We start from the raw sequence: 12,347 nt of genomic DNA, 5'->3' as shown, positions 1-12,347 counted from the left end.
ATAATTGTTAAGGCGAACTTGGCATTCAGCTTTTAAATGCGACACGTTATAGAGGCATTCTCCTGTCTGCCACGCACGGTTACGAGAACACGGTATAAAAAACCATCAGGTGACGCTTATCGAGTTGTTTCGGTCAGCCGTGGACGTCTACAGGCCGAGGAGATAGGCACAGGGAGGGTAGTTAACTTAGACGATCAGAACCTCGTTAGGGCTGCTCTAGATGGAACGATAAAGCGCGGCGACGTCATCCACAGGTAATGGCGTTATGCAGCGCTACATATCCTCTCTCGGAAGGGAGGTGATGCCTGTGGAGGTGAAAGATGCTTTGACTCTTATGATCGGTTTCGGCATGTTGATTATCACGTTGCTGGGATTGGTTATATCTATCGTCAATGCCATCAACCAAAACAAACGTAAATAGACCGCCCTGTGGAAAGGTATGCGGTCTATTTTGACGTAAGTCTATTCCGAAGCCACCGCCCTTAAATGCGGCTAGCGTGCAAGGAGTCGGAGTCTACTATTTAAAGATTACAAATACGGGAAATAGGGTTAACTACATGTCCAAGTTGAAAACCCATGTCCACATACTTACCAAGTATAATTACTTAGCCCTGCGCTTGAAGATCCATTGTTTTCGACACTGAGATCAATATAATAGAGAGCTCCTTTTTCTAACCAAACATCCGTAGACTTATTATAAATCCCATTATCATAGTCAACGTAACTAATTTGAACTGAAGCTACTTCTTGATCTGCTCCCCAAGCAACTACCTTCATAACTCGAGCAGTAGTAGCAGTAAGATGATCAACGCTTTCTATTTGAAGATTAATACGTCCATATTGCCCAGCTCCGTTTATTTTACTACTTGTGGCACTATAGCCATTTTTCGCATGTGCAGAAGTTTGTTGAGGACTTATGCTAGCAGCTTCTACATTTGACGTAGTAGCCTCTACTTTTGACGTAGTAGCCTCTACTTTTGACGTAGCGGATACGTTCGGGCTAAAACCAACAATTCCAGTTAAAGCTAGTGTACCGGCCAAGACTACTTTGTTTATTTTAGACATGATTACATACCTCATTTCATTTTTTTAAAATCAACTAAAATATAAACGATTTTACAAATTTTGTAAATAATAAATGTGTAAATAAAATAACTCTTTTGTTTATAGATAGTTAATTTCATTCTCATATGAGTGCTGGTAGAAATCTGTTACATAGGTAACAACTTGCAATAGCAAGTATCCCAGCTAAGGTCCAAAAGAAGCGTAGACACGATTAAACGGTGAGTTCTTAGATCAGTACAATTCTCGGAAGTAGGCTATTATATTGCGATGAAGATGCTGTGGATGATCGGGAGTTAGCTCCAGTTTTTAGCCGTTTAGGCACAAGGGGAGAGAAATTAAATAATGGAGGATTTTGGGAGCGGGACTGCTATGAAAAAGTTAGATTCATTTGCCAGAAATGCGGTAAGTATCGAGAAATTACCCAAGAATTTTACTATGAGCACTACGAAGGACAAACAAAATGCCTAGTGTGTCGTGAATAGGAAAAGTCCACGGTCGAAATTTCTAAATCACATTAACACACAAAAAAACCACCACGGGATTCAGGTCCGAATAGTGGGTTTTCACCTTATTCCCCCAGCATCTTGTTGCGTTCCTTTATATTTCTCTCTGCAAGATGCTTTTGATGCTTCTCAAATTTCTTGCTTATCGCCTTTCGTCATTTATCGACATTTACATCCCATGTACGAATCTAGCCAGTCGCTCATTGAAATTTTTTTGACTTTTTGGTAGTTGGACTACCTCCCCGTATCAGAGGTGTTCTGCTTATCCGCCATGTGAACCCTCCTATCTCATCCGTTGATCCCTTCATTATACGATACGCAAAAAAGCCCTCCCCCGTTTATCCGGAAGGAAGGCTGTTGCATTTAGAACGCTACTAGAAGTATTTCAAGAGCCTGCTGAATCGTTGGGTTTGCTCATCTGTCAGTAACCCGTACCCTGCTCCTACAATTGCAAGAGCTCCACCTATGATCATCAAAATTCCCTGTTTCTTCTTGTTTTATCCATGAATCTCATCCTCTCAATATTACTGTATTTGTACTACCATCCCACTCAACTTGTAGACAAAGCCCGGCAGCCAACTCACGAGCTGGAGCATATGCCGATCCCGCAATGATCTTCTCGTTAAGGTTTTTGCCGTTTACGCGAACATCCTTCGTCTGTTCAATCCACTCCACTTTTCCGCCTGCAGCATTGGATACAGGTCGTTCTGGTAGCATAGAAACTCCTTCCTGTAAAAAGCCCGTTACCGCAAGCAGTTCCCCGTTCAACCTAATTGCAACTGGAATCTGCTTTGGCTTGTCCACTTTACCCACAGTTTTTTGCAAGAACTGTGAGTAATTTGTTCGGAATGTGCCCATCGGGAATGCAGGGCAGTTTTTCCATGCATAGCCGGAATACTCCTGATGTCCCAGTACCTGTTTCATTGTTGGGATTTCCACCTGCAGGTACTGCAACAGGCGCTGTGTTGCTTCAATCTGCGCTGCTGTGGGTTGCTGAGTCCTAAAGTCTCCGACTAGGCAAATGCCTAGCACATGACGGTTGCTATTGTCTACGTGGTAGGAAATTGTTTCTGAATCGTAGCACCAATAGATTACGCCGTCTTTTTGAATCACAAAATGATAGGCAATGCCCGGCCAACCATTTGTGCCAACATGTTAGCGAGCGAATGCCTCTGGCGACCCGCTTACTGTAGCTGAATGGTGAATGGCAGACGATCGTATATCTGATAGTTTGCGTCGTCCATACCTTAATGTTTTGTGTCGTGATAAAGAGGCGCGAACATCTGTCACGCGCGCGCCGGGAATCGTCATATTCATTGTTATTTTATCTCCTTTCGTGCAGCACGCTCAGTCTTGGCTTTGATCTCGAACCGACCAAGTTTACGACCAACTTCGGCACAGGCCAACCAGCTCGGTGTGCATTCGCTGTGAGGCTGTTCCATGTGTGATAGAGTAGACCGAATGTAACTCCATAAAACAGAAAACCGGGTGTGCCCATCACCCGATCCAGCAAATTTGCTACGGCAGGCAGTGCAAAAAGAAACAGCGACCGTGGGATTCGGGAAAGGCCATAATCAGACGAGTAGGTATGGTCCTTTTTCGCTGCGGAAATACCGGTGATCCAATCGAGTGAAATCATAAGAAAAAGCACGATTAAAATATCGAGCCGCCCCGTTCCATAGAGGTACTGAAATATCGGGGTAAGAAACACTCCCGCGGTTGCTGCTATCCCGTTTGCTGGGGTCACTACGTTCTCTAAACTCTGTATAAACTTCATCAGCTCATCTTCCTCCTCACCCCCTCGGGGCACAAAAATAGCCCCGCTATGTACGAGGCTGGCTCATGGTCTGGTTGAAATAAAAAATCACCAACCTAGAATTCCTGGCTAGTGATTTGCTTAAATTCTTCCGGGGATATTTCTCCGAAAGGATTTGATGTAGTTTTTACAGCAAGTCGCAGCTTTTCTGCTGTGATCCACTTCATGCTAAACGCCAGTGCCCAAAATGCCATCAGATACCACCTCCTTTCAATTGAATTAACTCTAGCTTAACTTGGGCTAGCTGTTCGCCCATTGTTTGGATTAACGCATCCTTTTGGATGTTGCTAATTTTGAGTGTGGAAAGCTCCTGGCCTATCGTCGTAACTGGATCAGTTTTTTGCTGTTCTCTAATCACTTAGATAGCCTGCTTATTTTGCATATTCATTAATTGAACGCACCTCCGTAGCCGTTCAATCTGACTCGCTCTGTTGCTGTTCCCTTGGCAAAAATGACCCACAGATTGATTGCCCAATTTGCAGCAGTCTTGGTTTTGTTGGTGAAGAGATAACCTCGGTTCCCCTTTACTGCTCCCGTACAATCTTCCCACGTCGGTACAGTATCTAAGTAGTTATTACAAACTTTCACACTTTCATTTGACGAGCCTTCTGGCAAGTATCGCTCAAGTGTCAATAATACACGTAATGGCATACCGTCTAACGTGAAGTCTGCTTTGATGTCAGGGGTTCCGTAATCTAGCATAAATTCGATATGCGTCTCTGTTCGGGTGAACGTGTAAATTCGCTCGGATGAGATTCCCGCGCTGTCCGTGGCAACGATCTTGATTTGATGCTGCACGTCTAAATCCAATCGAATCCAAGCGTCATGGCTAATTTCAACTGTGTATTGCTGTCCGGCTACACCCGCAAACGACCTGATTTGTTTTCCGTTTAATACTCGCTGAATGTGAATGTATTGCCCTCTGGATCGGTGGCAGAATAGTTCACTACTGGTGGCTGCATAAAGGAACCGAGGTCCTTATTCTCGCTATCGATCACCGGAGGACGATTCCAAACCACCCTAAACTTGCGAGTGACTTCTCCGCTCCCCCCACCTTGGTCATCTTCTGCCCAGACAGTTAGGCTGTGGTCCACATTCTCCGCTAAATCCGAGCCATATACATCGGATTCTCCGTCCCATAATCGCTTGTTCTTGTATGTCAAATTCAGCAAAAAAGAAATAGGCGTGCTTCCGTTCGATACACCGGATTGCAACGCCCTAATTCGACCGTTATTTATTTTGTATTTTGCGGTAACTACATTGCCTACATCTGGATCAGCCCCACTACCCTCAACTTTGTATGGGCTCCCTTCCGTTAATGTCTGATTATCGGCAGGAGACGTAAGATTGATCGTTGGTGTTTTGTTAATGTTGAAATTGACCGTCTGTCGAGATTCGTTTCCAGCGTTGTCGATTGCTTTTACTACAAGGGTTTTGTTCCCTGACGTGGTGATTGCTGTCCCTGAAGTGTAAGCAACTCCGTTCAAGGTTGCTATTACCGAAGAAAGAGCCGATCCTCCTGCATCTGTAGCTAAAAATGTTGCTGCAACAGAGTTTTGATAGGCCACTCCATTTGCGACACCTGCGATTGTGATGATGCTTCGCCCTGCTACCGGAGACACTAATTGGTTAGCATTATTAGTTGGAAAGCACACTCTAAAACGAGTGTGCCATCTAATTTAACTATTGTGATAACAACTGGTTTAATGCTTTGTTGTACTTCTTGAGTCGTTCTATATCTTCTTTAGTTGGACTTGGTATCCTAGACAAATCTTTATTGTCATTAATGTCTGCTATCTTTACCGCCCTTGCTAAGTCGTTTTGTTTTACCCGCTCAATGAACTGCATATAAGACTCTCCACTTCTCCTAGTTAAACAATCAATGGCAGTTATGATTTGCTCGGAAAAACCTTGCTGTCGCAAATCAGTTAGTGTTACATCTGTATCTTCAACTACATCATGAAGGACTGCCACAATTCTTGATGACTCAGTATCCATAGATAGCATGACCCTTAATGGATGTAAAATGTAAGTGTACCCTCCTTTATCGGTTTGTCCTTTATGAGCATTTACGGCAATTAATATCGCTTTTTCTAAATCCATCTAGCCCACCTCTTTTATCTCAATTTGTCATCAGTAGACCACCAAGCCTACCAAGCTCAAGGGTGGTCTACTACTTTTTGTGGAACGACAGCACGGCAACGATCAGCAGCCCGAAAGTGAGCATCAATGATATTGCCTCAAACACCGTCATGGCCTCACCCCCTTTCTATCGGGGATGAGCCGACCACCCTTAGATGAGCCGATTCAATTGTACTTGGAATATTATAACATCTAGGCGCTCTATTTCAGAGCGTTCTTTTCTTTACTTCTCCCCAACCTCCTACCGCTCGGGAGAAAGGAGAAAGCTATGTGCTTACCTTCTCCTCTTCTTCTGCTTCAATTGCTTGGCAAGCCGTATTGAACAACTTTTGCATATAAAGATCGACCTCATATTCTAGGATGTCAGATGGTTTCCCTCTACCTCTGAGGTATGCCCGACAGAGGTGGCTTGATTCTCCATCTGTTCTGATGAGTTTTTTAGTTCTTCAACCACTTCTTGTTCTGATTTGACCTTCGCGTTTACCTCATTCACCTTGTCCAAAAGTGCAGAGTAACCTTCACGGTCGTTCTCAAAAAGTCTTACAGGTAGTTCAAATTTATCCCTCGCATTGTAAGCTAGTAGGAGCTCTTTATTGTTGCATGGAAACTCATGTTCAGTAGCTTTTACGATGCGAATATCATTGTAACGGAATGTATCAAGATTCCCGTTGCTGTCCTCAGCTAATCTGAAGCATGCCCGTGTCTCAGACATTGTAAGCTCTCGTACTTGCCATTCATCACCATCAATAACAACGGTGCCAGTGCGTCTTTGCACCGGCTCTTTTGCTTTCGCTAAATACTTATCCAATTTGCTCACAATAATTCCTCCTAGTCGAAGTACTCTGGCAGCTTGTCCAGGTAGTCCGGTTTCTCGTTTGACATGCCTTTAATCTCATAGGTAGCATTATCGTTTCCGTCCGCCTTCGCCTCCCAAAGAGTAATCTCTTCGGGGTTCAACACGATGTTGGAGATTCTGACACGCTCGGAATTGCCCGCCTCTTTATCCAACGTCTCCCCAATCAAAAAAGGCAGGACTGGTGTCTTACCTTTTGTCAACTGTTCGACGCAGAAATATTTCAGACCAGCATTGGTTGCAGTGATGGTCAGTGTCACCTCTACATTCCAATCATTTACCGTTTGGATTTTTCCCCTTTGTAGACGATTGGTGTCCCCATATTCCACCTTTAGGACCATCTTGCCCTCTAACGTGCCGTAAATCGCCGTTATCATCGTAAATCTGGCAGTTTGCGTAAAATTGTCGTCCATGGTAAAGTGCAGTCGTAAAATCCGCTTCTCTTTGGCTTGATCGATGTACTCCAGTTTGAACCAATGATATGGACCAGCAGGGTTGCAGTTCATGAAGATTTTTGAACCTTCAACAGAACAACGCCCGACCATCTGATCGACAAAAGACTTGGGGAACAATGCGACCTTGTCTGCATATGCACCGGCTGCTGTCAGCCCCTGTAGAACGTCCTGGCTGGACTCGTTATTCGCCCCGAAACAGTAATACACATTGGAGCCAATGGAAATGTAATGCTCCGACCTGTGATAAAAATACGGAATGCCCTTTGCATTCAGGATTTGGAACATCGGTTGGAGAACGTTCCGCTTGAGTGCCCCCATTGACTTTCCTGCGATGATGAAGGTTTGATTCTGAAACGCTGCAAGGGACCACATGAGGAAGCTGTCGATCATGGAAACTGTTTTTCCTGAACGAATCGAGCCGTCCGCGATAATCATGTCATAATCATGATACGGGCATTTTTCTGTCCACCAGGTCAACAGTTTTTTTGTTTGAGGGAAAAAGGCTTAAATTGAAACTTTGCTCCGCCTTTTTTCATTCCTCATCTCTCCAAGCTTCCTCTGCGACAGCACCTAATGCTTCTAAGTATTGCTGTACATTGACTGTTTCAGGGTTGATTCCACTTAAAAGCTTGTGTTTCATTTCGACGGCTTTAAGCTTCTTGTCGGTTACCCGCGTTAGCGCATCCTGTAGGTGAAGGATGTCATCAATAGCCCTGTACTCCGTTTCCTCTATTTCCGTGGTGACCAATTCTTCCCGAGGCAGAGCGACTGTTTTGGTTTGTCCAGATTTGTCGTTGTGGACTTGCACAGGCTCTTTTATGGTAAGCCTCTCTTGCAGCACTCGCCGTTGTTTTTCAGTCAAACCACTCTCAGTTCGAGCAATCTTAATCATGATTTCTCTTTCTCGCCAAGCGTAAAGCTTGATTGATTGGTTCACTTGCTCCAACGGCTCCAAATTGACCCTGTCCAAAACTTCCTGTTGCTCGGGAGTCAGAGCATCCATCCAGATTGTTTGATGTTCTCCCGTTTTGACTGCATTGGTATTACGCTGGGGTGCGCCGCCTCCTGCACCGTGGAAACGGCAGACGTCCCAGCCGGGCTTAGCCCAGTTTTTGCATTGCTCGTCGCGCTGCTTGCTTCTTGCCTTGCATCTTTGTTTGTCTGGATTCCTCGCCATCTACATGACCACCACCTCACCACTTCATGGGGTTGTTTTCAAAATAAAAAGCACCATTAATAATGGCGCTTAAATGGAGCAATTTCTTCGTAATAGTCGCTAAGACGATGATTAAGTCTTGAAATGTATTCAGTGATTTTGTACATAACACCAAAACATTGTTCAATATCTGTCTCATCAAGTCCTCTAAACTGCGTTCCATTATTAATTTCTTCTTGGTGAACAGAAATTGTATGAACCTTCTTAGTGTACTCAATAAAATCAAACACTAACTCAAAATGTGATACGCTTATTTTTGAAGCCTTTTCTAATAACATCTCTTCTTGTTCTAAAAAAATACTAATAGCTGACTCTAATTCTTCTTTATCATCATCTTCATATTTTTCTTCAAAATCATATAGTGCGTCATTAAGTATTCTATCTACCAATACGCTAGCTTTTCGTTTTTCTGGATATGATTTAAAAAACTCTTCTCGATACTGATTTTTCAGTGTGATGTTAACCCCAATAAGAGTAATTGCTCCACCGATAATTGAACCTAAAAATCCAATCCCTGCTATAAGAAGATCTCTTTTGATATCGATAAAAGCATCAATGACAGCCAGGGTCATTGTTCCAACAATAACAATCATAGAGCCAAGTCCAAAATAAGCTTTAAATTTATCTATAGTATCTGCTCTCATTGTCTGATCCCTCCAACAGTAAATTTCAACAATGAGAGACAATATCCTACAAATATTTTAGAAATCGTCCTTCTGCAGCTCAATGTCCAACTCTATCAGCTTTTTCAGGTCATCTACTGTTTTGATTTCAATATTGCCTGATTGGAAGTCCTTAACCCACTTTGCAATGGCTGCTTTCACGACTTTCCTGTATTGATCCTTCGATTCCATGATGCCTTCCATCACTTCAATTTGATATTGCAATAGAAGGTCAATAGATTCAGGAGAAGACTGCTCTGTTGTTGTTTTCATTGTGGCACCCTCGGCTTTCCTGTAAAATGGAAAACGAGATAGCGAGTGAAGACAACTGCGGCCGCAGGTATCGCTATCTCAGCCGGGGGTGACCCGGGTGATCAGTGGGACGTTGACGCGTCTCCCTTTTTATTTTGGATATGGTTTGTGCAAAGGCATGATTTTGCGCCGAATCTTCTTGTTTAGTGGCATCAGGTACTTATGCTTTCCTGCCGTGTAATACAACTCTGCATCGGCATCAAGATTTTTCCTAATCCATTCGATTCGTTGACTGCCGGTACCGTATTTAGAATGAATCGACTTGGGGTGAGTTTTCTTCCCTTTGATGATGAAATAATGTTCACCACCCGTTTTCCCTTCATAAATCCAATTGGTTGCCTGATAAATCCCGCCATGATGATTCTGTTCAACATCGGCATAGCTCACAATCAATTGGACGTTGGATGACTGCTCTTTCAAGAATTTGATTGCCTTAGACAATATCTCTGAGACAAACGACTTGTGAGTGGTAAGAGCTACTCTTGTGAGTTCGCAGCACTCTTTTTGAGTCAGGCCATAAGGTGAACCGATCCTGCTATTGGCTCCACGACTAAAAATAACAACTCCGATGTACTTGCCATCTTCCCAAGCCCCTATTTTCACAAGTTTTCCAGCAGGGAGAGATTTGCTATAGTGAAAATTCTCGCAAGCAAATTTTGCAGCCTCATGTGTCGCCCAATCGACCTTCAAATTAATCATGCTCGAATTCCTCACCGCAATGCGGGCAAGTCACCAACTTCGAACTCAATACACCCAGGTCGCCTTGGTCCTCTGCTGAGCCAGCTTCGAAATTCGGCATCTCAATCTCTCCGACCATTTGCTTGAGGTCTACATCATCAAAGCCTGATAAGGCAATGTCTACCCCTTCCTGCTGCAATCCAACAAGCAATTGCGTGAGAGCGTCTGTGTCGCAATCGCCGCTGATCTTGTTCAATGCAACGTTCAAAATCTTCTCTTGGATTTCATCCAAGGACACAACAGAAACCTCTATTTCAGTAGTTCCTTGCTCTACAAGGATTTTAAAGCGTTGATGTCCGCCGACGAGATTACCTGTTTGCTCATTCCAAACCAGCGGCTCGACGTATCCAAACTCTTGAATGGATCGTTTCAGCTTCTCATATTCGATGTCGCCCGGTTGCAAATCTATTCGTGGGTTATACGGGGCTGGATTGATCTTAGAGACTGAGATTTTCCGTATTTCCATGCTGTTCAGCTCCTTCGTGGCGATAAAGTAAGAATAAAGAATATTGCCAGCCCTTAAATTGCTGTATGCCTTGATACTGTTGGGCTGGTGCCGTATTTTGTAGTGTAATCAAACGACTACTATTCCAACGGAAAAGTATATGTATTGTTTCACCGCCAAAAATGGGGTTGAAGCTTAGAGCCTTATGCTTTGGCTGCCTGCTGGATTCTGGCGACCCCCTAGTCCAAATTTGGGTCTTCGCCTGCCTCTGTGATCTCCAGGCTGAATAGGTGCAGGAGCCACGCTCCGGCTGTCTTCCCGTTGAGAGAATATAGGGGGTTGATAGCTAATGCTGACCGTCCTTCCAAGTCGGTTCGACGCATGATGTGCAGCTCAATGAATGTCTTTACTATTTTGCGTGCTGTTGGATAGGAACAATCTGCGATGCGGGCAAGGTCTTTGACAGTAAGCGGCGTACCCTTTTGTCCGCGCTCATTGTCGCCTTGCAGAAGGTTAGTTCCCTCGCTGGCATAAGGTGCAATCTTCAACAAAAAGCCCGCCTCAGCGAGTGACAGCTTTCTGAGCCGTCGCTTTGCCTTTTGGCTGGCTTTAATCTTCACGAATTTTGAGCTTCGACCAACTGGACGAAAAACTTTTACAATCTCGTCCGACCGGCGGAGTACTTCCTCGGTGTAGTATATTTCTCCTGTCGCTGAGTCGATATATTGGCGCACTACATTTCACCCACCTCCATGAAAAAAAGCACCGTGTGGGTGCTTAATTTAAACTATTTCTTATTAGTATCACTGTGACAATAACCCCTGCGACAGTTGGAAGAATAGTTTTCGAACTAACAACAATATCAGGTATCGAAATTCCTAGATAAATTTCTGGCAAAATATCACCCCCTATACTTCCATTCTGAGGTAATGGCAGGTGCTTGTCTATATCAAAAGCCCCACTCTTTTTTGCAGGGGCCTCCGCCGCGAGCCAATCCTTACGCCTACTGCGGTCACAGGCTTTAGGAGGCGTTGCAGAACAATCAGTAAGCATTTGCCCCTGCTTACCGGAAAAAAGCCTCTGCACTCTTTGACAGGGTTGGCGAAGAAGAATATGAGAGATACTGGACAAGGGGCGAGTGGCTGGAGCCGTAAGTCTCGCATGTAATCCCCTGTCCGGTAAATCCCAGCAGAGTAAATCGCGATTTTCCAAAGCTCCGAGAGGGGTTCCCAAAACTTGAAAACCGCTATAAGACAATGCAAAAAAAGAAATAATTGCATGGTTCCCTGCTACGATCATCGCAAGACTAGTGCGTTCAGGCTCAGTATGTCCCCTTCTCGTAAGGTCACATTCGTCATCACCCATAGATTCGCTCAGGTACGCCATTGATAAGGGATAGACGGTATCTCCCAAGAGCAGACGTTGCTTGCTCTTGACTCAAGATTACCGTCCATAACATTTCAAATCGTCCTGCCTTTTATCCGTGATTTTATCCCGTATTTTGTCGGGATTTTATCGGAGCCTTTTTAAAAAAAAGGCACTCAAATTATACCGAGTGCCTTTGCAATTTGAGCAATAGCTTCTTTTTTGCTTTCGTAATACCTATCCTTGTCCAATCCCATTTCAAGATAAATGTTAATGTCTTTTACCCGTGATGTGCTGAGATACTTCTCTTCAATTATCTGACGCTCTACTTCATCCAACGAGTACTGCAATGCCCTTTCAATCTGTCTTGCTTTCAACTCATTCGTGGACTCTGACTTTTGAAGCCGTGGAAACAGTTGATCAATGCCCTTCTCCTGTCTCTCCTGTTTATTTTGTACAGCAACACGAAGGGCTTTATATTCTTTTAATGCTTTGACAACAGCCTTTCTGACTTCTTTTTCATCTACTGGTTCCAGAAATGACAGTTGCTCTTGTGCGCTCATCTTTCAATTCCCCCTCGTGGCAGCCCATGCTATAATGTTTTTGCCGAACATATATACGGGCTCCCAGCTGGAGAGCCGTGCAAAATACTCTCTATCTTGAAATGAGACGTTCTCTTTTTTTTTTTTTTTTTTTTTATTACCTAAAAAATGGAGGCTACCTCATGCTGAGGTGGCCTCCATTTTGGTTTGGAGTTTTATCATTCTCTTTACAT

The 12,347-nt window shown here is 44.0% G+C and carries 17 protein-coding genes and 1 pseudogene; 1 reads left to right on the top strand and 17 read right to left on the bottom strand.

All coding sequences use genetic code 11. The annotated features are described in order from the left end of the window. The first annotated feature begins 307 nt into the window (after positions 1–307). Positions 308–421: a putative holin-like toxin gene (locus tag ASG16_RS31310; protein WP_241970801.1), complete on the top strand. Its 114-nt coding sequence runs from the start codon at positions 308–310 to the stop codon at positions 419–421. A gap of 167 nt (positions 422–588) precedes the next feature. On the opposite strand, the gene ASG16_RS19400 is transcribed toward ASG16_RS31310, so the two are convergent. The 17 genes and pseudogenes from ASG16_RS19400 to ASG16_RS19320 all read right to left on the bottom strand — a co-directional run bounded on the left by ASG16_RS19400 (position 589) and on the right by ASG16_RS19320 (position 12,135). Beyond that, positions 589–1,065 (bottom strand): hypothetical protein, encoded by a 477-nt coding sequence (locus tag ASG16_RS19400; RefSeq protein WP_056490873.1) that lies wholly within the window; start codon positions 1,063–1,065, stop codon positions 589–591. Between the two features lie 1,013 nt (positions 1,066–2,078). Further along, positions 2,079–2,696 carry an N-acetylmuramoyl-L-alanine amidase gene (locus tag ASG16_RS31305; protein WP_255413026.1) on the bottom strand — a complete coding sequence of 206 codons (618 nt, stop codon included), beginning with the start codon at positions 2,694–2,696 and terminating at the stop codon, positions 2,079–2,081. A gap of 191 nt (positions 2,697–2,887) precedes the next feature. Then, positions 2,888–3,345 (bottom strand): annotated as a pseudogene (locus tag ASG16_RS19390) (phage holin family protein). 95 nt (positions 3,346–3,440) lie between these two features. Further along, positions 3,441–3,578, bottom strand: a complete 138-nt coding sequence (locus tag ASG16_RS19385) for an XkdX family protein (protein ID WP_056490869.1) — start codon at positions 3,576–3,578, stop codon at positions 3,441–3,443. 193 nt (positions 3,579–3,771) lie between these two features. Next, positions 3,772–4,182 carry a hypothetical protein gene (locus ASG16_RS31295; protein WP_056490866.1) on the bottom strand — a complete coding sequence of 137 codons (411 nt, stop codon included), beginning with the start codon at positions 4,180–4,182 and terminating at the stop codon, positions 3,772–3,774. 92 nt (positions 4,183–4,274) lie between these two features. After that, positions 4,275–4,952 carry an Ig-like domain-containing protein gene (locus ASG16_RS31290; RefSeq protein ID WP_241970798.1) on the bottom strand — a complete coding sequence of 226 codons (678 nt, stop codon included), beginning with the start codon at positions 4,950–4,952 and terminating at the stop codon, positions 4,275–4,277. 115 nt (positions 4,953–5,067) lie between these two features. After that, positions 5,068–5,487: an HD domain-containing protein gene (locus ASG16_RS19370; protein WP_056490862.1), complete on the bottom strand. Its 420-nt coding sequence runs from the start codon at positions 5,485–5,487 to the stop codon at positions 5,068–5,070. 70 nt (positions 5,488–5,557) lie between these two features. Further along, positions 5,558–5,638, bottom strand: coding sequence for a putative holin-like toxin (locus ASG16_RS31645; RefSeq protein WP_370444409.1), 81 nt, complete (start codon positions 5,636–5,638; stop codon positions 5,558–5,560). 243 nt (positions 5,639–5,881) lie between these two features. After that, complete coding sequence (locus tag ASG16_RS19365; protein WP_056490859.1) at positions 5,882–6,343, bottom strand: hypothetical protein; 462 nt, start codon at positions 6,341–6,343, stop codon at positions 5,882–5,884. Between the two features lie 11 nt (positions 6,344–6,354). Beyond that, positions 6,355–7,311, bottom strand: coding sequence for a PBSX family phage terminase large subunit (locus ASG16_RS19360; RefSeq protein WP_241970797.1), 957 nt, complete (start codon positions 7,309–7,311; stop codon positions 6,355–6,357). Between the two features lie 55 nt (positions 7,312–7,366). Then, positions 7,367–8,011 carry a putative phage terminase small subunit gene (locus ASG16_RS19355; RefSeq protein ID WP_056490857.1) on the bottom strand — a complete coding sequence of 215 codons (645 nt, stop codon included), beginning with the start codon at positions 8,009–8,011 and terminating at the stop codon, positions 7,367–7,369. A 56-nt stretch (positions 8,012–8,067) separates the two neighbouring features. Next, a complete protein-coding gene (locus ASG16_RS19350; protein ID WP_056490854.1) occupies positions 8,068–8,694 on the bottom strand; it encodes a hypothetical protein in 627 nt (208 codons plus the stop codon). 57 nt (positions 8,695–8,751) lie between these two features. Beyond that, complete coding sequence (locus ASG16_RS19345; protein WP_056490852.1) at positions 8,752–8,985, bottom strand: hypothetical protein; 234 nt, start codon at positions 8,983–8,985, stop codon at positions 8,752–8,754. Between the two features lie 129 nt (positions 8,986–9,114). Further along, positions 9,115–9,723: a Mom family adenine methylcarbamoylation protein gene (locus ASG16_RS19340; RefSeq protein WP_056490850.1), complete on the bottom strand. Its 609-nt coding sequence runs from the start codon at positions 9,721–9,723 to the stop codon at positions 9,115–9,117. Continuing rightward, positions 9,716–10,228: a ParB N-terminal domain-containing protein gene (locus tag ASG16_RS19335; protein WP_056490847.1), complete on the bottom strand. Its 513-nt coding sequence runs from the start codon at positions 10,226–10,228 to the stop codon at positions 9,716–9,718. Before ASG16_RS19335 ends, ASG16_RS19340 begins: the two co-directional genes overlap by 8 nt. Before the next feature lie 218 nt (positions 10,229–10,446). Next, entirely contained in the window at positions 10,447–10,941 is a 495-nt protein-coding gene (locus ASG16_RS19330) for a hypothetical protein (protein WP_056490844.1), read from the bottom strand. An 807-nt stretch (positions 10,942–11,748) separates the two neighbouring features. Then, positions 11,749–12,135: an ArpU family phage packaging/lysis transcriptional regulator gene (locus ASG16_RS19320; RefSeq protein WP_056490838.1), complete on the bottom strand. Its 387-nt coding sequence runs from the start codon at positions 12,133–12,135 to the stop codon at positions 11,749–11,751. Positions 12,136–12,347: the final 212 nt, after the last annotated feature.

Origin of the sequence: Brevibacillus sp. Leaf182, from assembly GCF_001423865.2 — a bacterium.
In the GTDB taxonomy this organism is placed as follows: Bacteria; Bacillota; Bacilli; order Brevibacillales; family Brevibacillaceae; genus Brevibacillus; species Brevibacillus brevis_C.
The sequence above is the reverse complement of the archived record's forward strand: the minus strand, read 5'-3'. Positions and strand labels throughout refer to the sequence as shown.